Below are 22,409 nucleotides of genomic sequence, written 5' to 3' on the forward strand. Positions count from 1 at the left end.
TAATTGTCATGCTGGTTAAATAAAGGTTTGTCGAAAGTGCTTATTTATCTACTGATCCGCAATACATGAACCGGCCTTTTTTTATCCTTAAAAACCGCTGAAAAAAAGCTGATTATACCCTGTTGGGGAATGAAATTTAAATGCAGCTTTGTTAAACAAAACAATGCTGCTTAAACAGATAGAACAAACCGGCAGTTAATTATACGACGTAAGGTTTTTATTTTTAATTAAATAGCTTGTTTGATATGATAATTGTGATTTTAAAACTAAACAGCGTTACTGTTTAAAATATATTTACTAACCAATTAACGGGGAATTAACCATTCCCCAACCTAAAACTTATTTTTTAACATAAACCTTATCACTTTTTAAATTATGGACCCTTACATTGGTGAAATCAAAATGTTTGCGGGCGATTACGCCCCGGTAGATTGGTTATTATGCGACGGCAAAACCTATCAAATTGGCCGCTATCAGGAATTATATGCGCTGATACAAAATTATTACGGCGGCGATGGCTCCAGTACCTTTGCGGTGCCTGATCTGCGTGGCCGTGCTCCCGTTTGTGTCGGCCAGGCGCCGGATTTGTCATATTATGGCCTGGGTAAAAAGGTTGGCAGCGAAAAAATAATTTTATCTCAACAACAACTACCCTCGCACAATCACGGGGTTAATGCAGTTGTATTGGGAACGAAACCCGTGCCTGCTGCAACAAATTACCCTTCTGCCGTTCCTGTTGATCCGAGTACCGGCCAGGGAATAAATACTTATTCAGATGCCACGCCTGACGTTCAGTTAAATCCCGGTACCATAGCTGCTACCGGCGACAATGCTCCGGTTCAAATAGTACAACCAGTGCTGGGTTTAACATTTATTATAGCCACTAAAGGTATCTGGCCGCCAAGACCGTAATAATTATGGGTTATCAGCCAGCTATATTTTACAGTAACCAATGAAAATTGGCATTGTATCCAATTCAAAAATATGCTTACCCCTGCTTCATTATTTAAGTAATAATAAGGCAGGGGTTATGCTGTACCTGGGCAAATCGGGACAGCCAGGTTTCCATATTAATGATATTATAGCTTTTTGCAGGGCCAGGAAAATAGCCGTACACGCAGAAGAAGATAAAAACGAGCTATACCAATGGCAGCAATTGCATAGTCCGGATATTGTTTTTTTTTCGGGTTATAGCTACAAAGTGAACGTGGTACAACTAAAAGGAGTGCCAAAAGGAATATATAACATACACTTTGGGGTGTTGCCGCAATACAGGGGGGCCTCGCCTGTTTTCTGGCAATTGAAAAACGGAGAAGCGCAAATGGGGCTCACTATTCATGAGATGACCGATAGATTAGATAGCGGTGCGGTTGTTTGGGAGCAAACGATAAAGAACGAAGAGTACCATACCTACAATTATATAAATCAATTATTTAGTGAGCTGCAAGTGAGGGGAGTTGCAGAACTACTTATAAAGCTAAGCCAGGAGCAGCTACTTCATAAAAGCGAACAGGATGAAAGTCGGGGCAATTATTACGGCAAGCCACAATTGGCTGATGTAATGATAAACTGGGATACGATGGACGTAAAAGAAATATTGAACCTGGTAAAAGCCTGCACATCCTGGAATAACGGGGCAGGCACTTTGATAAACGGGCTCGAATTAAAAATATTAGATGCCGAAACAGCTTTGGCAGAAACAAATAATAAACCCGGCACAATTACCATAGCTAACAACAAGTTTAATGTGGCTTGCATAAATAACAAAGCCCTAAGCATTAACTTTTTAAATATAAATAATACTTGCATCCCGGCCCGGCATGCAGGTTTTTATGGTTTAAAAACAGGGCAAATATTTATTAGCAAAATATACGGCATTGCCGGTAAAATATAAAACCTAACGCTTAACCTTTCATTATGAAAACACTTTTACTTATTGTTAAAAAGGTGATGGACAAAGGCCGAAAATCATTTTCGGCTATAGTGCTATTGCTGATATTATTGGGGATAACCCAAAATACGTATGCACAGGTTTATTACCTTTTAAACAGCAGCACAGGTAATACTACTAACGTTGCAAACTCATTAAGAAAAGTTGATTATAATGGTAGCAATGACGGTGTAGTTACCAGTTCGATACCCAACCCCAGCTTAGTTGAGGTTGACGCACCCAATAACCGCATATTTGCCTATAGTGCCTTTGTAGGTAATAGGGTTATTAATGTCATAAATATGACGACCGGCGCGGTTATAAATACCATTACTTTGCCAGCAGGCATTCAGGTATCCGGCCCGTCTGTAACAGCAATTAAGTATGACCCCATTAACGATTGGGTATATTACGTATCCAACAGCAATACAGGTACTGCCAATGATCTGAATGCTATATACAGGTCTAAACCAGATGGTACTCAAAATACTGTCTTGGCAAAACAATTTGCTTTATTGCCGCAATGGCTGGCGCTCGATATTCCTAATAACCGGGTGTTTGTCAATGATGGACTTTTTAGCGCCCGTAAAATGCTAACTTTTGATTTGACCAGCAATACAGTAACAGCCAGCACCCCGTTAGTCAATATAGTAAATGCTATCGGTTACGACGCAGTAACCGATTATATCTATTATATAACATCCGATAACGACCAGTTGAATAGCGGTACTACCAATGGCACTGTTAATGATGCATTAAGAAAGATACGTCCCGGTGGTGCAGGTGGTGAAGTTGTGGTTAAATCATCGTTAGTTATAAGCCCTCAATACATGGCACTGGATGCAGGTAATAACCGTGCTTTTGTTTACAATGGATATTACGGCAGCTCGCAAACTATAAGATTATCTAATACCGGTATTTACGCGGTAGATCTTACAACGGGTAATACTACCTTAACGCTTGACCATTCAGGATTGCAAAATACGCCTAATTACCTTAGGGTTTATGGCCTGTTTGCCCCGGCGCGCCCTATTGTTGCAACTGCCTCAGTTTCAACTTTTTCATCCGCATCTGCAACATTAGGCGGTGATATAATAAGCAGCGATGTAAGCGTAACCGAGCGTGGGGTAGTATATAGCTCCACCAATCAAACGCCAACAATTGGCGGCAGTGGTGTCACAAAATCAGCTATCGGCAGTGGTAATGGTGCTTTCTCCGGAAGCATAACCGGGCTATCAAGTTCAACCACGTATTACGTACGCTCATATGCAACCAGTACTGCCGGTACAGGTTATGGTGATGTGGTTTCTTTTTCAACACAATCAAATGATGCCACCCTTTCGGGGCTTAGTTTAAGTAGTGGTTCATTAAACACAACATTTGCTTCGGCTACTACTTCTTATACAGCCTCGGTACCAAATGCCACAACTTCGGTAACCGTAATACCAACCCGTAACCAGGCTAATGCTACTATAACAGTTAACGGTACAGCTGTAACATCAGGCTCAGCATCAGGTAGTATAGGTTTAAATATTGGCGATAATACAGTAACCACTATTGTAACCGCCCAGGATGGTTCGACAACCAAAACCTATACTGTTACGGTAAACAGGGCCAAAACGGCACAAACAATTACTTTTGCGTCAACAGCTTCAAAAGCATACGGCAGTGCAGATTATGCTCCCGGTGCAACATCAAGCAGCGGGTTAACGGTTAGCTATAGCAGCGATAACACGGCTGTGGCAACTATAGTAGGTGGTAACATTCACCTTGTTGGGCCGGGCACTGCCAACATAACGGCCTCGCAGGCTGGCGATGCCAATAACCTGGCCGCAACCAGCGTAGTGCAGGCCTTAACGGTAAATAATGCTGCAATAACGGTAACAGCAACTGCCGCAAATAAAATTTATGGCGATGCAGATCCATCGTTTACATACTCCATAACTTCGGGTGCATTAGTAGGTACTGATGCCTTTAGCGGGACGCTAACACGCGATGCCGGTACCAATATCGGTACTTACAATATTACCCAGGGTACGCTTAATTTAGGTAACAAATACACGCTTACTTTTGTTCCGGGCGTTTTAACCGTTAATAAACGGGCCATCAGCATTCAACCTGCGCCTGCAATTAAATCATACGGCGATAATGATCCCGGCGGTTATCCTTATTATTATAGGGTGGGTTCATTGGCAAGTACTGATGGTATGACAGGCTCATATGTACGCGAGCCGGGTGAAACCCCGGGTACCTACGCGTTAAGTATAGGAACCAAACATCCCGTAAATGCCACAACAGGTGTTGACCAGACCAATAACTACGATATAACTTTTATCCCCGAATATTTAACCATCACCAAAAGGGTGATAACCCTGCATCCGGTACCCGCCACGAAAGTTTACGGAAATGCCGACCCCACCTTCCCTTACCAGTTTACTGTAGGTTCGCTTGCACCGGGTGAGGGTATGACGGGTACGTTTGGCAGAGAGCCCGGCGAAAATGTCGGTACCTATGCCTTAAATCTTGGTACAAAAAGGCCCGTCAATGCAACATCGGGCGTTTTTACTGATCAGTATTACACCATATCAATTATATCTGACAACCTTACCATTACCAAAAAAACGATTATGGTAAGCGCAAACGCACTAAGTAAAACCTATGGCGATGCCGACCCCGCTTTAACTTACGCCGCCGATGCGCTTGGTTTTAGTGATACCTTTAGCGGCACGCTAACACGCGTTGCTGGTGAAGGTGTTGGCACTTATGCCATTAGTCAGGGCTCACTTGCTTTAAACACTACTAACTATAACCTGAATTTTACAGGTTCAAATTTTACCATCGGTAAAAAAACCATCAACGTAACGGCTAACGTGCAAACTAAAACCTATGGCGACCCAGACCCTGCCTTAACCTATACGGCTGATGCACTGGCCAATGGCGAGAGCTTTACAGGTGCATTAACCCGTGCTGCCGGCGATGCCGCTGGTACATATGCCATTACCCAGGGAAGCCTGGTGTTAAATGGCAACTATACTTTAGCCTTTACAGGCAATAACTTAACTATCGGCCAAAAAGCAATTAATATAACCGCAAACGCGCAGAGCAAAACATATGGCGATGCAGATCCCGCTTTAACCTATACAGCCGATGCATTACTTGGCAGCGATACCTTTACCGGTGCGCTAACCCGTGCTGGCGGCGAAACCGCAGGTGATTACGCCATTACCCTGGGCAGCCTGACGGCGAGTAGTAATTACGCTTTAAATTATACAGGTAACAACTTAACCATTGGTAAGGTTGCTTTAAGTTACGTAGCCACCCCGGTAAGTAAAATTTACCTGTCGCCTAACCCAACTTTTACAGGTACAGTAACCGGGTTTATCAATGGCGATACACAGGCATCGGCTACAACCGGTACATTAAGTTTTACATCAACAGCAACAGACTCAAGTCCGCAGGGTAATTACCCCATTAACGGTTCGGGTTTAAATGCAGCCAATTATAGTTTTATCCAGGCAGCGGCAAATAGTTCGGCCTTAACGGTTGTTTTATCGCCCGATGCCACTTTATCTAATATAACCGTTAGCCAGGGAACATTAAACACTCCTTTTGATGCCGGTACGTTGCAATACACTGTTAATGTAGATCATAACACTACATCAATTGACCTTACTGCTGTTCTTCATCAGGCTAATGCCACTATGCTTGTTAACGGTGCAGCACTAACATCAGGTTTGGCAACTACCTTGCCTTTAGGTGCCGGCAATAATTACTTTACCATAGTGATAACTGCCCAGGATGGCACCACTACACAAAACTACCTGGTAACTGTAAACAGGGCGTTTTCAACAAACACCCTGTTAACAAACATTACGCTTAGCGGAGTTACATTAAACCCTGTGTTTGATTCAAATACTACAACCTATACGGCGTCTGTAGGTAACCTTGTAGATGGTACCGATGCTACCGCGACCACTGCGGATGTTGATGCCAGTGCACAGTTAGGCCCAGTGAAATTATCGGCAACTACGCCTTACCATTTAACATTAAATGTTGGCGACAATCCTATCAACGTTGACGGGGTTGCCCAAAACGGCGATATTAAACATTATTATATAACCGTAACCAGGGCAGCATCGTCAGATGCCAGCCTGGCATCGCTTAACACTACCGTGTTAACATTTAATGAGCCGTTTAGCAGTACTACCTATAATTATACGGCAACTGTAGCCAACAATGTAGCGCAGTTTAACTTTGCGCCTGTTGCCACAAACAACGCCGCCACTATTACATTTAATGGCAATCCCGTAACTTATTACGGCGTTACACCAACACTTAACTATGGAGTTAATACCTATAGTATAATAGTTAAATCTGAGGATGGTACGGCAACAAATACCTACACCATTACGGTAACCCGTACGCTGTCGTCAGATAATAACCTGTCTACACTTTCCATTCCATTTGTTACTACACTAAATGAACCATTTGATCCCAGTGTACTAAACTATACCGCTACGCTGGCCGATTCGACCATAACCGGTTTGCCACTTACAGCTTACTCTTATGATCCAAATGCTACCATGAAAATAAATGGTACCGCGGTAACCAGGTTTGCCAATTATACCATGACTTTACATGGCGGGATTAATACTTTTAATATAGTAGTTACGCCACAGGATAACAGTACCCCAAAAACATATACGCTGGTGCTTACCCGGGCAGGTATGCCGCCGCCGCTGTATTCGCCCGATGCTTCTTTAGCTGCAATTTCTGTTTCGGGTACCGGCTACAGTTATAACTTCAATTTCGCTTATGATGTGCTTAAGCCGCTTAACGTAGCAAATAAAATTACCGGGGTAAGGCTTCATCCTGTAACCGGCGATGTTGGTGCCACAACTACCGTTAATGGCGTTGCTATAGCTTATGACGCCAGCACCGATCTGCTGCCATTAAATGTAGGCGATAATACTTTTGATGTAGTTGTAACTGCCGCGGATGGGGTTCATAAAACAACAACAACACTGCATGTTAACAGGCTGCCTGCTGCCGATGTTAGCCTTGCTTCATTAGCTTTAAACGCCGGTACGTTAAGTCCTGCTTTTGCCGGCACAACATTTACTTATACGGCTTCTGTCCCTTATAGCTTTAGCAACTTAAACGTAACCCCGGTTGCCACCTCCGCTACTGCAACAGTTACCGTAGGCGCTACTACCATAGGCGCCGGTACGCCAAGTGCAAGTGTTCCGCTTAATACAGGACTGCCAAACCGGATAAGGGTTACAGTAACCGCTGCCGATGGCGTAAATACACAGGTTTATACTGTAAATGTAACCCGTTTAGCGCCCGATGCATCACTTGCATCACTAACCCTTAGCAGTGGTACGCTTAGTCCGTCATTTAACGGTGCAACTACAGGTTATACAGCTTCAGTTGGTAATAATGTAAGCAATGTTACTGTTAAGCCTATTGCTGTTGATCCTGGTTCGGTTGTAACTGTTAATGACATTTCGCCCGATAATGCAAACCTGGTAAACATACCTTTAACCGTTGGTGCAAATAGTATAACCACAATAATAACAGCACCGGACGGTACAACTACCCAAACATATACGGTAACAGTAACCAGGGCTGCTGCAAATGCCGGGTCTTCAGATGCCAGTTTAACCCAACTGAAGGTTAGTAATGGAACCTTAGACCCTGTGTTTTTATCGTCGACAACAGCCTACACAACCATTGTAGCTAATGGTATAAGTAATATTACAGTTACCCCTACTATAACGGCACTTCAACATGTGGTAACTACGGTAAATGGTGTAACTGTTTCACCTGTAGCAATCCCATTAAATATTGGCGCCAACATTATAAACATTACAGTAACAGCCCAGGATGGTACTACCAGCAACACTTACACGCTAACGGTTAAACGTGCAGGGCCTGGCTCGAGCGATGCGAGGTTGTCATTCGCGATGAATCCGAAGGTGGTTTTTATTCCTGCCTCAGGTGCGGCTAATTATAACTATGCTGTTTCTGTTGCAGCAGGTACAGGCAGTGTAACTATAACGCCCCAGGGAATTAATGCAAATGGGGTAATAACTGTAAACGGAAATGTGGTGCCGAGTGGTGCTGCATCTTCGCCAATTGCGCTGAATGCAGGCGGTGTAACGCTCATTAATTTGCATAGTATAGCAGAGGATGGTGTAAGCACTAAGACTTATAGCATAGCTGTAAGTCAGAATGGATCAAATGATTTTACCACCGGCTTTAAGCTGACACCATCATCGGTATTGGTGGGCGCCGCAGGCCCGGCCAATTATAATTATACCACTTCGGTTGCGGCTGGTACCAGCAGTGTAACTATTACGCCAACAACAATAGAATCTCATACTGTGGTAAGCATAGGCGGATCGGTTGTTGCAAGCGGCACAGCCTCAGCTCCGTTTCCGCTGAATGTTTCCGGCACAACGACGATCAATGCGACGGCAACCGCGCAGGATGGCACGCAGCGTACCTATAGTTTTGTAGTAAGCAGAAACGGCTCGAGCGATGTAGGGATGACCTACACGATGAACCCGAATGTGCTTTTTGTTCCCGCATCAGGTACGGCTAATTATAACTACAGTGCTTCTGTGGCAGCCGGTACAGGCAGTGTAATTATTACGCCAAAGGCATCTAATGCAAATGCGGTAATAACTGTTGAAGGCAATGTAGTACCGAGTGGTGGTGCATCTTCACCAATTACGCTGAATGCAAGCGGTGTAACACTCATTCATATGCAGATCACCGCAGAGGATGGTATAACCACCAGGACTTATAGCATAGCTGTAAGCCGCACCGGATCAAACAATTTTACCACCAGCTTTAAAATAACACCATCATCAGTATTGGTGGTATCCGCCGGCCCGGCCAATTATAATTATATCACCTCGGTTGCGGCTGGTGCCAGTAGTGTAACTATTACGCCAACAACAACAGATTCGCATACTGTGGTAAGCATAGCCGGATCGGTTGTTTCAAGTGGTACGGCCTCAACTCCGTTGCCGCTAAATGTTTCCGGCCCAACTACGATCAATGCAACGGCAACCGCGCAGGATGGCACGCAGCGTACCTATAGTTTTGTAGTAAGCAGAAACGGTTCAAACGACGCAGGGATGGCCTTCACGATGAACCCGAATGTGCTTTTTGTTACTACAACAGGTACGGCTAATTATAACTCTGTTGCTTCTGTGGCAGCAGGTACAAGTAGTGTAGTTATCACGCCGAAGGCATCTAATGCAAATGCGGTAATAACTATAGAAGGAAATGTGGTGCCGAGCGGTGTTCCTTGTTCGCCAATCACGCTGAATGCAAGCGGGGCAACACTCATTCATATGCAAATTACCGCAGAGGATGGTGTAACCACCAGGACTTATAGCATAGGTGTAAGCCGGAACGGGTCAAACAATTTTACTACCAGCTTTAAGATGACACCATCATCAGTATTTGTGGCAGCCACGGGTGCGGCCGATTATAATTATGCCACTTCAGTTTCAGCAGGTGCCGGCAGTGTAACTATTACGCCAACAACAACAGATTCGCATACAGTGGTACGCATAGGCGGTTCGGTTGTTTCAAGTGGTACGGCCTCAGCTCCGTTGCCGCTAAATGTTTCCGGCCCAACTACGATCAATGCAACGGCAACCGCGCAGGATGGCACGCAGCGTACCTACAGTTTTGTAGTAAGCAGAAACGGTTCAAACAATGCGGGGTTGACATTCACTATAAGTCCGAAGGTTCCTTTAACTGTGGTAACAGGTACAGCTACTAATACTAATAACTACAGTGCTTCCGTGGCAGCAGGTACAGGCAGTGTAATTATTACGCCGAAGGCATCTGATGCAAATGCGGTAATAACTATAGAAGGGAATGTGGTGCCGAGTGGCGTCCCATCTTCGCCAATCACGCTGAATGCAAGCGGTGTAACGCTCATTCATATGCAAATTACTGCAGAGGATGGTGTAACCACCGGGAATTATAACATAGCTGTAAGTCAAGATGCTGCCCTATCATTTTTTGCACCTTATATTACGGTTACCGAAATCGCACCAAAATCAAACGATATTGCCAGCACGGGCATCACCGTTCACCAGGCATTATCACCAAACGGCGATGGTGTTAATGATTTCCTTACTATCGATGGTATTGAAAACTATGCCGATAACCATTTATCAATCATGAACTCGGGCGGCCAGCTGGTTTACGAAACCCGGAATTATGGTGTTAACGGTAATGTGTTTGATGGCCACTCTAACAAAAGCGGTACCCTGCAAAAATCGGGCACCTATTACTATTCACTTGAATATAAAGATGGGCTCGAAACCAAACGCAAAACAGGGTATATTATACTTAAATATTAATATGCACCTATAAGCGCAGGATTATTCTATTTGCAATAACAACATAATGTCTGCTACCGGTATCAATTGCCGGTGGCAGACTTTTTAGTTATAACAGGCAACTATTTTAACAAATTAAAAAGGGTGAAATCAGCCTGGTAAACATGGCTATTTAGGGCGATATACACTATTGCCGAATCAATAAATACGGCTATAATTACTTTAGTTTTTTAAGGCTCAGGAGTATTATCATTTTTAATATAAACAATAAAAAATAACGGGGTAGAAACTGGTATTTATGTTCAAAACAACAACAATTTTAAAGCTGAGTATGCTACTGGTATTAATTACCGGCGGTAAGGCTATTGCGCAGCAACAAATTTATAATTACAGTCAATATGCTGATAACCTAACCTCAGTAAATTCGGCTTATTCATTGCTTGATAAAGCCGGATCAGTAAATGTGCTTGGGCGTAAGCAATTTATTGGGATAGATGGGGCACCAAGCAGCCTGATGCTTAATGCCAATTTCCCCATCGAATCAATAAACGGGGCTGCCGGTTTTTATGTGCTGAATGACCAGGCTGCTGTTGAACACCAGATTGAATTTAATGCTTTTTTTGCCAAAGGCATTCAGTTAACAGAAACCAATTACCTGGCTGTGGGATTAAATGCCGGCATACGCAACTACGTTGGAAACTATTCACAGCTTGACGCTTCCGATTCGCAGTTTAGGAATGATGTACGCGAAACAAAACCCAATATTGGTTTTGGAGCAATGTTGTACGGCCCTGATTATTACCTGGGCCTCTCTGTTCCCGAATTTACTATCCGTGGCCTGGGTACAGCATCAGAGCAGCAGGCTAATTACCTGCGCACGCATTATTACTTTTCTGGCGCTTACCTGGCCGATGTAAGCGATGATGTGAAAGTTAAACCTGCCACATTGGTTAGTTATGTGAACGGTTCAACTGTATTAGCTAACATTTCAGGTACCATGTACCTGAAAGAGCAATTGGGGATCGGGCTAAATTATCGTACCGATAAAAAGGCAGCAGCCATGGTATCGGTTTTGGGAAAATCATTTAAAGTAGGATATAGTTACCAGTTTGGAACATCGTCAAGTAACCTGGGGGGCGTAAATATTACTACCAGTGAAGTAAGCATCAGCTACAGATTTGGCAATGTAACCAACAGCAAGCTTTTATAAATAATATAACCTAACAGGCCAAAAAGTTGATGATTCTGGCCAATTGCAGTTTCATGCTTTAAAATGATATTGATAATCGTTATTGTTGCCTCAATTTAGCCATGAATATGGAGGAAGCAACGATCATTTTTAGTCTTCATTTTAAAAATGAAGATCATATCATCCGCACTTATCAAAACGAATACTATAGTCTGATGACTTTAATCTCGGCTATATTACCGGTTTCGGGCTTTGGTTTATGTTGCGGCATGGGTAGTTGCGGAACTTGTTTGGTTGAAATTAGTAATAAAGAACGATCCTATAAAAAACCGGTATTGGCCTGCAGTATCGCCATTAACGATCAGCTTGCTAATATGGTAGTTTTGATACCTGATAGTGGTTATTGATAGTACGTTTCATGGTATTTTGCCTTAACTGCCCTAATTATAAATCAAAGTAATGATATATTAGCACCTCGCTAATAGCTACATGGTTAATTTTTATTGGCGATCACCGGCTTATTAGCCAACCAGACCAATTAACCGCAACGACATGAATTTTGAAGCTGTAACCATTAAAGATATTGCGCGTGAACTTGGCATTTCGGCATCGGCGGTTTCAAAGGCGCTGAAGGATAGTCATGAAATAAGCGCAAAAACCAAGCTCCTGGTGTTGGACTGTGCCCGGCGGCTTAACTATCAGCCAAACCCAATGGCGCAAAGCCTAAAGCGGGGTAACAGCAAATCCATAGGCATCGTGGTGGCCTCGTTAGATAACCAGTTTTTTCCGCAGGTAATGAATGGTATCGAATCGGTGGCGTATAGCCGGGGGTACAACCTTATTATTACGCAAACGCATGAATCATTTGAGTTGGAAGTGCAAAACGTTAGGCACCTTACCAATAGGGCTATTGATGGGTTGCTGATCTCGGTATCTACAGAAACAGACGCTATAGATCACCTGAAAAGTCTGCATCAAAAGGGCTTGCCCATTGTGTTTTTTGATAGGGTTAGTGATGAAATAGATACCCACAAAGTTATTGCCGATAATTTTAAAGGTGCTTATGAGGCCACGCAGCATTTAATACAAAGCGGGTATAAAAATATAGCGCACATCACCAGTTCGCCCAATATCTCTATCACTAAAGAACGGTTAAAGGGCTACACGCTTGCCTTGCAGCAAAACAATATCCAGCCAAATGAAGCCTATATTAAATACTGCCTGCATGGCGGTAAAGACCAGCAGGAAATTGAGAACGCGCTGACCGAACTGCTGCAGCAACCCAACCGGCCCGATGCTATTTTTACCGCATCAGACAGGATAACCACCACCATATTATTGCTGCTGCACAAGCTAAAGCTGGCCATTCCGCAGGATATGGCTTTAATTGGTTTTACCAATACGCCCCTTGCCGATGTCATCAATCCATCGCTAAGCACCGTATACCAGCCCGGGTTTGAGATGGGTAAAAAAGCCACCGAAATGCTCATTGATCTTATTGAAAGCAAGCGCCCCGTTACCGAATTTGAAACCGCCGTTTTGCCAACGCAGGTATTTATCAGGGATTCATCGCAACAGAAGAAAAAGCTATAACATTCTAAGAAGCTGTTTAAATTTGATGTAAACTATTTGAGTATCCTATAAAATTCATTGCCGTTGACTTTAGTCAACGGCAATGAATAACTTTCGTTTTTAGACAGTTTCTAAGCAGCTGTTTTAATTTTTATTTGTACTCCTTTAAGCGCTAAGCTAATTTTTTTGTTTAAGGCTGAACATTAGATTGTTTCGTAATTGTATTGTCAAACATTTACCCGATGATACGAAAGTTTATAAAGTTTGTAATAGCTACAGAAACCGTTATGGTGGCGTGGAAAGCCAGAAACGGACTGGACATTTTAAGAGTATGTTTAGGGATTGTTTTTATATGGTTTGGTGCACTTAAGTTTTTTCATGGGTTAAGTGCAGCCGAAGTTATTGCCGGTAAAACAATTCTTAAATTAACTTTCGGTCATGTTCGGCCTGCGGTTTCGTTGCCTCTGCTGGCCTGTTGGGAATGTGCTATTGGCCTGGGGCTAATTACTAAAAGATGGTTAAGCTTCACATTGGTATTATTATACTTTCAAATGGCTGGCACTTTGTTGCCTTTGTTCTTCTTTCCTCATGAAACCTGGACCTCTAACATCTTTGTACCTACCCTGCTTGGAATATATCATCAAAAACCTGGTATTGTTATCATCGGGTATTGTAATTGGAGCAACTGTACAAGGTGGAAGCTTGGTGGCAAATGCTTCAGTTCTTTCAGAGGCACAATCTGCACATGAATTAATAGGAAGGTATAAACGGCGTTATAAGAAAGTGAAAGTGCCTGTTTTAAAATAAGATTTTACGCATTTAAACTGTTTGTATGCTATTCTTTGCGTCAATCCCACCCATCAGCTTACACCGCCGCCATTTCAACGGCTTTTCTTTTGCGTTTGTTCATCACAAATACGGTGTACATGCCCAATGCCGATAGCAGGATGAGGATGAGGTAGCTGTAGCTAAGGTTGCGTTCGTCTTTAGCGGGGATAAAATATACAATGGCGTAGGTAAGGAACGACAGTATCACGTATACCACGCCGCCTGCCAGTCCGCCCGCTATACCGGCGTTTTTAGGGAACTTGCTGAGGCTATAGGTGAAGTAATTATTATAGGTAAACCCGGCGCCCACATGAATAATAAACGCGAAGAAAACCATAGTATATAAATTACTTATAAAAGCCAGACTAACAATCATTGCCACCACAAATACTACCTGCAAACCCGTGTTAACAGCCAGCTTTTTGTAAAACGGACGGTTAATGGTAGCCTTGCCTATAAAGCCGCCCACCATCCACGCTAAACCTAAAATAAGGGAACAATAACCTGCCACAACGGGGGTAAGGTTCATTTCATGTTCTATAATGTAAGGGCCGGTCATGTTGTAAACCATAACCATAGAGTAGGCAAAGCAAAGCATCAGCAGCCCGATGGAAAAACTGGCGGTGCCAATCATTTCTGCATAAGTGCCAATAATGCGTTTCAGATGAAACGGGGCAGGCTGCACCAGGGTTTCGCCGCTGAAAATATATTCAAGCACAGCCATAATAAACGCAAAGCCCGCTAAAAAGTAAAAGTTTGATTGCCAGCCAAAGCTATGCTCCAGGTAGCCACCCAAAAACGGGGCAATTATTGGTCCGGCCGACCAGATGATGGTAAAAAGGCTCAGGTAATGTTTCAATTTTTCGCCTTTGTACACATCAACAAAGAAGGCTCTTTTTGATACCACAATCATAGCAACCGCAATACCGTGAATAATCCGCATTAAATAAATAAGGTAGATGTTGTGCGTTTTGGCTATTACAAGGCTGGCCAATGTAAATACCAGCAAGGCGCCCAGGCTAAATTTGTAACGGCCAAAGCTATCCAGTATACTGCCTATAAAAAGCTGGGCAACCCCGTAACTGATCAGGAACAGCGTTAAGGTCATTTGCACCTGGATACTGCCGATATGCATATCGGCACCCATGCTGGGCAACGATGGGATATAAATATCGGTAGCAAAGCCCGATAGTGGGATAAGCGCGAAACCCAGTAAAGTAGCTATATGTTGATTTTTTTGTTTGAGCATTTTGATATACATATTTGCCTGTTTTAAAGCGATGTTTTTTAACAGACAATACAGGTGCGGGTTACCGGCCTGTATGATGGGGTTATGTTTGAACGCCGCAAATTTATTACATCGGTACGGATATTACCCCGCCCGGCGCATTAAGTTACGTGGTTATGACGGGAAGGGGCGATGACGATTTATGGTTTTGAATAAAAGTTTTGCCCTCAAAGGATAATAATATGAGCAGATTGAAAATTTATATAAAATAATACGTTTATTAATATTGGGTATTAAACTTTTACACGCTTTTTCAGCATATTAGTGCCTTAAATAAGTTCACACCTTATCGGTCAAATAACCACAACCTTATCTATATGCGTAGCATTAAATCTTTTGTTCCTGTCCTGCTTGTTTTGTTTATTGCGCTAACCTCAATAACGTCCTGTTCAAAAGGAAGTGATCCGGCCAAACCACCGGAAACACCACCGGTAGAAACCCAACCTGTATCCAATGATATTACCATCACCAATGTTTATCCTTTTGTGGCTGGCAACGGTGAAATAATAAAAATTTCTGGTACTAATTTTTTAACCGGCGACGGTACCAATAAGGTAACCTTAAATGGTATGGCTTTTGACATTCTCAAACAAACTAACACAACCATACAGGCCATTATACCTAAAATGGCAGGTTCGGGGCCAATTATTGTAACCCGCAATGGCAAAACATATAGGGGTTCATTTTTTACCTATGTATATAGAGCGGAAGCTATCACTATAGCTGGCACAGGGGCTATTGGCGCACAAGACGGCTATGGGCCAAATGCAACATTCAGCTCTCCCCAGGGTATTGCTGCCGACGATAATGGGAACTTGTATGTGGCTGATTGCCTAAATAGTGTGATCAGGAAGATAAACCTTACTTATAACACCGTTTCCACAATTCCCTTTAAACTGAACGGGAGCGATTACGCTTTGCCAGAGGAGTTAGCTTATGATCATAAAAACAATGTTTTGTACGTAGCTGATTTGTACGGTAATGTGGTGCGGGTGAATGCTGATAAAACAATTAATGCTGTTTATAAAAGCACATATCGATCTACCGGGATCACTGTTGGGCCGGATGGCTTTTTGTATTTGAGCTTAGGTACAGCAGGAACTATTATGAAGGTAAGCACGGATGGTAAGCAAGTAACAAAAATAGCTTCGGGATTGTTATCGCCAGGGCGTATAATTTTCGATAGTCAAAATAATATGTTTGTACAGGCAATATACCCAGGGTCTGGAGTGTTAGCGATATTTAGGGTAACTGATACAGATAAAATAGTGGTGGCTCAGGATAAAGCTTTTCAGGGCATTGATGTTGCGCTTGATGTTTATGGCAATTTTTACGGAACAGATTACCTAAATAATTGCCTGAAGCTCATTGATAAAGGCGGTAATGTGACAATAATTGCGGGCAATGGCTTTGCGAAGGAGGCCGATGGTATTGATTTAGCTTCGTCTTTTAAAGGGCCAATTGGCATTACAATTGATAAGCTTGGCGACATATATATGACCACCGACGGCAACAAAATAAGGAAAATAGTTGTGGAATAAACTACAATTATCCGGATATAAATTGGTTACAATTCCACTATATTTAATCTAACCAAAATTATAACCCATGTCATACCAGGGATATTTAAAAACCATAAAACAGAAAACAGGCAAGGTTCCCGCCGATTTTCGGGCGATGGCCGAAGAGAAGGGTTTTACCCAAAACGGCCAACTGAAAGCCAGCGTAAAAGCGGGCGATATTTTTAAGTGGCTTAAGGAGGAATTTCAGCTTGGTCAGGGTCACGGTATGGCCATATATGCCCTGTTAAAAGGCATCAAGAACGAGGATAGCGAATAACTACCCTTAATTTTTTATGAACCCTTTTGCTACGTACGCTTTAAGGAGGCTATTTGCGGTGGCATCTTTGCCATTCAGCAACAGCTGGTAGTAGGGTATAGCCAGTTTCCCGGCATCCGATGTGGGATATTTTTTCTGCAGCAGGGTATAGGCATCCTTGAAAAATGTGGTAAGTGCTTTGGTATTGTATTCGGTAACCGGGGTATTGTCAGATCCCTGAAGTAGCAGCGCCAGGTAGGTGTCAGCTGTGCTTTTGGCCTGGTTTACCAGTACAAAACCGCTGTGCAGCTTGTAAAAATCTTCCCACCAAATGGCGCGCTCTACCAGTTGATCTGGTGTTATAGATATGCCGGCATCGTGCATATAAATATTCTTGTTTTCCATGTTCACCTGCGTAAGGTACTCGCGCATAACCGGCGAAACATAGCGGTAAAACCAACGGGTGATAAAATCCCTGTCTTGCGTTACGTAGGTTGCGCCCTCTTCCTGGGCAAATTCAAAACCATTTTCACTCAGGAGGTTTATGTACGCCGTCATTTTAGCAGGCATGGGGTGTTTATCGCCATTAACCAGGTATTTGTTGTAATCGGCAGTGTCTTTCTGGTGCTGATCATCTAACGTGGCATTCAGCTTATCATAATAGGTGCTGAAAATAATAAATCCTGCATCGCAAATGGTAGTGTTTTGGCGGTTAAATAACAAGGTGTAGCGTTTGGCTGCCTGCTGTGCAGTCGCGGCATCAGCTCCGCTTAATGAATCTATAAAAGCTGCGTACTTATTAAGCGCCGGGCTGGTGTAATGCCCGCGGGCTTCAATTTTGTTGCTGTGTAATTTAATGGCTATTGCCGGGGTGCGCGCAGGTTTTTGTTTGCAGCAGGTAAACAGCAATGTTAATAGTATAAGCGGGGCAATATTTTTTATCATATAATGGCACAAGATAATATTTTTATGGCGAGGTTATAGCTTTGAAATTTGCCTGCACGCAGGTATATTTATCACATGAACGAAACCGCAAAATGGGGACTTATTACAACCGCGCTCCTTGTTTTTTTCCTGTTCCTCATCCCGGTAAATATTTATAGTTCGGGGCTTTATCTTATTGTAATGGTGGGTGCGGTTGCCTTAACGTTTGTGCTTGTAAAGTTACTGGTGAGCGTTTTTCTTAAAAAGCTTACCGCCATTATGAAAAATCCCGACCTTATGCCGTCAGAAAAAAGCGCGGCTGCGGCCAAAGTTTTCAATCCCTCGGGCTGTGTTGTTGTGCCGGTTATCGTGGTGTTGTTTTTTTCGATGGTTTGCCTGCTGATATGGCGCGAAGTTCAAATGGAGAAAAACGAGCTGGAAAATCATGGGCAGTTAACCCTGGCCACGGTTGTAAATGGCGATTCGTTTTCCAGCCGCCGGTTTGATTTCTCTAACCTCGTGCTGGGCTTTAAAAAGGCCGATGGTGATTCGGCATTTGTAAAACATGGTATTACTGCAAAGCAATTTGAGCAGTTTTATAAGAATGAAACCGTCCCCGTTATCTATTCCACACGTTATCCATCTATCCTTAAAATTGTAGATACACAGGAAGAGGTGGATAGATACCTGAAAAAGCTGCCCGTAAAAAAAGAGCTTTAAAAATATCAGCCTAACTCAAAAACAAATCTTCCTGTATCGGGGGGATAAAATTATTGCGCAGGGCGGTATCAAACAGCAGCTTAATGGCTTTGCGGCCTTCTTCGCCAAGTTCAATAGAGTATTTGTTTACGTAAAGCTCAATGTGTTTGTACATTACTTCCTCGCTCATTTCCTGCGCGTGGCTGCGGATAAATTCCAACCCCGATTTTGGATTGGCAAACGCAAACTCTACAGATTTACGCAGCACCCTGTTCAGTTTATGCTGCACATCCAGCGGCAGGTTACGGTTGGCAACAATGCCACCCAGGGGTATGGCACAGCCGGTTTGCTTTTCCCAATGATCGCCCAGGTCTATGATTTTTTTTAAACCCTTATCCTGGTAAGTGAAACGGTTTTCATGAATAATAAGGCCAATATCAACACGGCCTTCCAATACGGCATTTTCAATATCTGAAAATACCAGCTCAACCTTATTGGTGGCATTAGGAAAAGCATTGCCCAACAGAAAATTTGCGGTAGTGTATTTGCCGGGAATTCCGATCCTGAGGTGTGGGGTCTGGGTGCTGAGTTCTGAAAGTAGTTTCTCGGGGTCGTCTTTACAGATTAGCATGGGGCCAACGCCAAAACCCAGGGCGCTGCCCGAATCAAGCAGTACATATTTATCGGCCACGTAGGCAAAGGCGTGGTAACTTAATTTGGTAACATCCAGCTCGCGGCGAAAGGCTTTTTGGTTAAGCGTTTCCACATCATCATAAAAAACCTCAAACTCCAGGCCCTCGGTATCAATTTTATGGTGAATAAGGGCATCAAAAATAAAAGTATCGTTGGGGCATGGCGAAAAGCCGAGTGTTAGTTTCATGGTATTTGTATTTGATAGTGCGGGGAGTGAGGTGCGGGGAGCGTATTATATTCCTTGTATCATCAGGTCATACGCACCCCACTCTCCGCACCTCGCTCATCTACTAATCGTTAATGATCTTATCAATCAGATCAATGGCAAATGTATTCAGATTTTTTATGGCCAGCCCTATTTGCCAGGCCTCGCGGTTACGTTTTTCTACATAATTTGACACAGCCCTGATTTGCATACACGCCATACCCATTTGCTGGCAGGCATAAAAAAAGGCGGCACCTTCCATACTCTCCAGCTGGGGGTTAAGCCGTTCTTGCACTTTTTTAATAGATGCCTCGTTGCCATGAACGGTATTTACGGTTATGGCCCGTGCCTTTTGCAAATGAAAATTGCTGTTTACCTCGCTAAGCGAAGTGGTAGGGCGGTACGTGTTTTCGCCAAAGCCAAGGGTGGTGATGGGGATAAAATGCTCATCATCTTCGGCACCGGTTTCGGCAAAGGTATCTTCAGTTACTTCAACTACATAGCCGGGTTGTATGGCCCTGTCAAAACTGCCCGCAATACCCAGGTTAAGCACCAGGTCGTACTTGGGTTTTGTAAAATGCCTGCCCAGCGCAAAGGCGGTGGGCACCATGCCCGCGCCGGTTACCAGCACATCTATTTTGTTGCCAAAGTACTGTGTGAGGGGTTCAATTTCGGGGGCCGTTGCGGCAACTATGAGTATAAGCATGTAAAACTTTGTAACTACTTTTTTCAGTGCTAAGATAAAACAACTCACCTGTTTTTGTTTTGTATATTTGCACCCACAAATATTATGATGATATATATTACGCGCAAAGAACATTTTAATGCCGCTCACAGAATGTACCGTGAGGAATGGAGCGCTGAAAAAAACAATGAGGTATTTGGCAAATGCGCCAACCCAAACTGGCATGGACATAACTATAATTTGTTTGTAACCATTAAAGGCGAGGTTACCCACGCTACGGGGTACCTTATGGATTTAAAAGACCTTAAAGTTGTTATAAACGAACACGTTATTGAAAAGCTGGATCATAAGAACATCAACATGGATGTTGAATTTATGAAGGGCATAATGGCATCAACCGAGTTGCTTTGTATTGGGATATTTAACCAGCTTAAAGGCCCTATTGAGGTTAACGAAGGCGTGTTTTTACACTCGGTTAAACTGTATGAAACTGAAAACAATTCTGCCGAGTATTTTGGCGGATAATTTTATAAGATGAGTAACCACAACCACATTCCGGATCGTGATGACGATATAGACGGATACACCAAAATTGACCGCTACAACCCCGAACTGATTGATAACCTGTCTGCCCATTATCTTGATGTTTTAAAACAAATTGGCGAGAATCCCGAGCGCGAGGGCCTGTTAAAAACCCCCGAGCGTATTGCCAAAGCCATGCTGTACCTAACACATGGTTATGATTTAAACGCAAAGGAAATACTTGGCTCGGCCATGTTTAAGGAAGATTATAGCCAGATGGTTATAGTTAAGGATATTGAAGTATACTCCATGTGCGAGCACCATATGCTGCCATTTTTTGGCAAGGCGCATATTGCCTACATCCCCAACGGGTATGTTGTTGGCCTAAGCAAAATACCGCGTATTGTTGACGTATTTGCGCGTCGCCTGCAGGTTCAGGAACGCCTTACCAACGAAATTCGCGATTGTATACAGGAAACACTTAACCCAATAGGCGTAGGCGTTGTTATTGAATGCCGTCACCTTTGCATGAGTATGCGCGGTGTACAAAAACAAAACTCGGTAACCACCACATCGGCATTTACCGGCGAGTTTTTAAAAGAAAAAACACGCACCGAATTTTTAAATTTGATAAGCGCTAAGTTGAGTTAAGCCTTAGTTAGAATCAGGAAATAAGAATCAAGAACCAAGAGAAGAAAAAACACGGTTTTGAAATTGGAGCTTTTGTAAATCCGAAATCGAACATCCGAAATCCTAAATAACAATGAAAGCATATATTTTTCCGGGGCAGGGTGCCCAATTTACAGGTATGGGTAAAGATCTTTATGATCAGTCTGACAAAGCCCGCGAACTATTTGAACAAGCAAACGAAATTTTAGGTTTCCGCATTACCGATGTAATGTTTGAAGGTACGCCAGAGGACCTGGTTCAAACCAACGTTACCCAGCCGGCCATATTTTTACATTCGGTTATTTTAGCCATTGTTTTGGGCGATGATTTTCAGCCCGAAATGGTTGCCGGTCATTCATTGGGCGAGTTTTCGGCCCTGGTAGCTGCCGGTGCTTTATCATTTGAGGATGGTTTGCGCCTGGTTGCCGCACGCGCCAATGCCATGCAAAAAGCCTGCGAGCTGCAGCCATCAACCATGGCCGCAATTTTAGGTTTGGATGATTTTACTGTTGAAGATGTATGCCAGCGAGTAAGTGATGTAGTGGTTACCGCCAATTATAACTGCCCGGGGCAACTGGTAATATCTGGCAGTATTGCCGGTATTGATGCTGCCTGCGAAAAATTGCTGGCCGCGGGTGCTAAAAGAGCGTTGAAACTAAAAGTAGGGGGCGCGTTTCACTCGCCGCTTATGGAATCGGCACGGGTTGAGCTGGAAGCAGCTATAGTAGCCACCGAAATAAAAGCACCGGTTTGCCCAATTTATCAGAACATTGATGCAAAACCTTATACCGATCCTGCTGTTATAAAACAAAATTTAATTGCCCAACTTACCGGCGCGGTAAGGTGGACACAAACCGTAAAACACATGCTGGAAGACGGCGCTACCTCATTTACAGAGGTTGGGCCGGGCAAAGTACTGCAGGGCCTTGTAAAAAAGGTTGATATGGAAGTAGCCATAAGCAGCGCTGTTTTACCGCAATAATTAATAAAAAGGCACTGAAAAGTGCCTTTA

The 22,409-nt window shown here is 43.3% G+C and carries 17 protein-coding genes; 13 read left to right on the forward strand and 4 right to left on the reverse strand.

Features of this window, described 5'->3' with window-relative positions:
* Positions 1-375: 375 nt before the first annotated feature.
* The 7 genes from BLS59_RS15545 to BLS59_RS15575 all read left to right on the forward strand — a co-directional run bounded on the left by BLS59_RS15545 (position 376) and on the right by BLS59_RS15575 (position 13,815).
* Entirely contained in the window at positions 376-912 is a 537-nt protein-coding gene (locus BLS59_RS15545; RefSeq protein WP_091150245.1) for a phage tail protein, read from the forward strand.
* A 40-nt stretch (positions 913-952) separates the two neighbouring features.
* Complete coding sequence (locus BLS59_RS15550; protein ID WP_091150247.1) at positions 953-1,894, forward strand: methionyl-tRNA formyltransferase; 942 nt, start codon at positions 953-955, stop codon at positions 1,892-1,894.
* 23 nt (positions 1,895-1,917) lie between these two features.
* A complete protein-coding gene (locus tag BLS59_RS15555; protein ID WP_091150249.1) occupies positions 1,918-10,326 on the forward strand; it encodes a cadherin-like beta sandwich domain-containing protein in 8,409 nt (2,802 codons plus the stop codon).
* A gap of 310 nt (positions 10,327-10,636) precedes the next feature.
* Positions 10,637-11,515 (forward strand): PorP/SprF family type IX secretion system membrane protein, encoded by an 879-nt coding sequence (locus tag BLS59_RS15560; protein WP_205411282.1) that lies wholly within the window; start codon positions 10,637-10,639, stop codon positions 11,513-11,515.
* A 101-nt stretch (positions 11,516-11,616) separates the two neighbouring features.
* A complete protein-coding gene (locus BLS59_RS15565; protein ID WP_091150253.1) occupies positions 11,617-11,901 on the forward strand; it encodes a 2Fe-2S iron-sulfur cluster-binding protein in 285 nt (94 codons plus the stop codon).
* A 145-nt stretch (positions 11,902-12,046) separates the two neighbouring features.
* The gene (locus BLS59_RS15570) at positions 12,047-13,087 is read left to right on the forward strand and encodes a LacI family DNA-binding transcriptional regulator (protein WP_091150255.1); all 1,041 of its coding nucleotides are present in this window, start codon (positions 12,047-12,049) and stop codon (positions 13,085-13,087) included.
* Positions 13,088-13,308: 221 nt separating this feature from the next.
* Entirely contained in the window at positions 13,309-13,815 is a 507-nt protein-coding gene (locus BLS59_RS15575; protein WP_205411283.1) for a hypothetical protein, read from the forward strand.
* Between the two features lie 116 nt (positions 13,816-13,931).
* Here BLS59_RS15575 and BLS59_RS15580 read toward each other — a convergent pair whose 3' ends face one another.
* Entirely contained in the window at positions 13,932-15,155 is a 1,224-nt protein-coding gene (locus tag BLS59_RS15580; protein WP_162842653.1) for an MFS transporter, read from the reverse strand.
* A gap of 344 nt (positions 15,156-15,499) precedes the next feature.
* Between BLS59_RS15580 and BLS59_RS15585 the strand changes: the two genes are divergently transcribed.
* Positions 15,500-16,723, forward strand: a complete 1,224-nt coding sequence (locus BLS59_RS15585; protein ID WP_091150257.1) for an IPT/TIG domain-containing protein — start codon at positions 15,500-15,502, stop codon at positions 16,721-16,723.
* Between the two features lie 67 nt (positions 16,724-16,790).
* Positions 16,791-17,021, forward strand: coding sequence for a DUF4287 domain-containing protein (locus BLS59_RS15590; protein WP_091150259.1), 231 nt, complete (start codon positions 16,791-16,793; stop codon positions 17,019-17,021).
* A 6-nt stretch (positions 17,022-17,027) separates the two neighbouring features.
* Here BLS59_RS15590 and BLS59_RS15595 read toward each other — a convergent pair whose 3' ends face one another.
* A complete protein-coding gene (locus tag BLS59_RS15595; protein WP_091150261.1) occupies positions 17,028-17,945 on the reverse strand; it encodes a hypothetical protein in 918 nt (305 codons plus the stop codon).
* Between the two features lie 75 nt (positions 17,946-18,020).
* Here BLS59_RS15595 and BLS59_RS15600 point away from each other — a divergent pair, with 75 nt between their 5' ends.
* Positions 18,021-18,644: a hypothetical protein gene (locus BLS59_RS15600; RefSeq protein ID WP_091150263.1), complete on the forward strand. Its 624-nt coding sequence runs from the start codon at positions 18,021-18,023 to the stop codon at positions 18,642-18,644.
* 10 nt (positions 18,645-18,654) lie between these two features.
* Here the strand turns inward: BLS59_RS15600 and BLS59_RS15605 are convergent, their stop codons facing one another.
* Both BLS59_RS15605 and mqnB read right to left on the reverse strand, forming a co-directional pair.
* A complete protein-coding gene (locus BLS59_RS15605) occupies positions 18,655-19,503 on the reverse strand; it encodes a menaquinone biosynthesis family protein (RefSeq protein ID WP_091150265.1) in 849 nt (282 codons plus the stop codon).
* Positions 19,504-19,606: 103 nt separating this feature from the next.
* Positions 19,607-20,227 (reverse strand): futalosine hydrolase, encoded by a 621-nt coding sequence (gene mqnB / locus BLS59_RS15610; RefSeq protein ID WP_091150267.1) that lies wholly within the window; start codon positions 20,225-20,227, stop codon positions 19,607-19,609.
* An 87-nt stretch (positions 20,228-20,314) separates the two neighbouring features.
* Here mqnB and BLS59_RS15615 point away from each other — a divergent pair, with 87 nt between their 5' ends.
* From BLS59_RS15615 to fabD, 3 genes are all read left to right on the forward strand, one after another.
* Positions 20,315-20,731, forward strand: coding sequence for a 6-pyruvoyl trahydropterin synthase family protein (locus BLS59_RS15615; protein ID WP_091150268.1), 417 nt, complete (start codon positions 20,315-20,317; stop codon positions 20,729-20,731).
* 9 nt (positions 20,732-20,740) lie between these two features.
* Positions 20,741-21,379 carry a GTP cyclohydrolase I FolE gene (gene folE / locus BLS59_RS15620; protein ID WP_091150270.1) on the forward strand — a complete coding sequence of 213 codons (639 nt, stop codon included), beginning with the start codon at positions 20,741-20,743 and terminating at the stop codon, positions 21,377-21,379.
* 112 nt (positions 21,380-21,491) lie between these two features.
* Positions 21,492-22,379, forward strand: a complete 888-nt coding sequence (fabD, locus tag BLS59_RS15625; RefSeq protein WP_091150272.1) for an ACP S-malonyltransferase — start codon at positions 21,492-21,494, stop codon at positions 22,377-22,379.
* Positions 22,380-22,409 lie beyond the last annotated feature (30 nt).

Origin of the sequence: Mucilaginibacter pineti, from assembly GCF_900101875.1 — a bacterium.
GTDB classification, from domain to species: domain Bacteria; phylum Bacteroidota; class Bacteroidia; order Sphingobacteriales; family Sphingobacteriaceae; genus Mucilaginibacter; species Mucilaginibacter pineti.

Bases quoted from the DNA above. Each gene is read 5' to 3' on its own strand.
- BLS59_RS15585 (WP_091150257.1), top strand. From the start codon at position 15,500: ATGCGTAGCATTAAATCTTTTGTTCCTGTCCTGCTTGTTTTGTTTATT.
- BLS59_RS15570 (WP_091150255.1), top strand. From the start codon at position 12,047: ATGAATTTTGAAGCTGTAACCATTAAAGATATTGCGCGTGAACTTGGC.
- BLS59_RS15560 (WP_205411282.1), top strand. From the start codon at position 10,637: ATGCTACTGGTATTAATTACCGGCGGTAAGGCTATTGCGCAGCAACAA.
- BLS59_RS15580 (WP_162842653.1), bottom strand. From the start codon at position 15,155: ATGTATATCAAAATGCTCAAACAAAAAAATCAACATATAGCTACTTTA.
- fabD (WP_091150272.1), top strand. From the start codon at position 21,492: ATGAAAGCATATATTTTTCCGGGGCAGGGTGCCCAATTTACAGGTATG.
- BLS59_RS15595 (WP_091150261.1), bottom strand. From the start codon at position 17,945: ATGATAAAAAATATTGCCCCGCTTATACTATTAACATTGCTGTTTACC.
- BLS59_RS15615 (WP_091150268.1), top strand. From the start codon at position 20,315: ATGATATATATTACGCGCAAAGAACATTTTAATGCCGCTCACAGAATG.
- folE (WP_091150270.1), top strand. From the start codon at position 20,741: ATGAGTAACCACAACCACATTCCGGATCGTGATGACGATATAGACGGA.
- BLS59_RS15590 (WP_091150259.1), top strand. From the start codon at position 16,791: ATGTCATACCAGGGATATTTAAAAACCATAAAACAGAAAACAGGCAAG.
- BLS59_RS15565 (WP_091150253.1), top strand. From the start codon at position 11,617: ATGAATATGGAGGAAGCAACGATCATTTTTAGTCTTCATTTTAAAAAT.
- mqnB (WP_091150267.1), bottom strand. From the start codon at position 20,227: ATGCTTATACTCATAGTTGCCGCAACGGCCCCCGAAATTGAACCCCTC.
- BLS59_RS15545 (WP_091150245.1), top strand. From the start codon at position 376: ATGGACCCTTACATTGGTGAAATCAAAATGTTTGCGGGCGATTACGCC.
- BLS59_RS15600 (WP_091150263.1), top strand. From the start codon at position 18,021: ATGAACGAAACCGCAAAATGGGGACTTATTACAACCGCGCTCCTTGTT.
- BLS59_RS15575 (WP_205411283.1), top strand. From the start codon at position 13,309: ATGATACGAAAGTTTATAAAGTTTGTAATAGCTACAGAAACCGTTATG.
- BLS59_RS15555 (WP_091150249.1), top strand. From the start codon at position 1,918: ATGAAAACACTTTTACTTATTGTTAAAAAGGTGATGGACAAAGGCCGA.
- BLS59_RS15605 (WP_091150265.1), bottom strand. From the start codon at position 19,503: ATGAAACTAACACTCGGCTTTTCGCCATGCCCCAACGATACTTTTATT.
- BLS59_RS15550 (WP_091150247.1), top strand. From the start codon at position 953: ATGAAAATTGGCATTGTATCCAATTCAAAAATATGCTTACCCCTGCTT.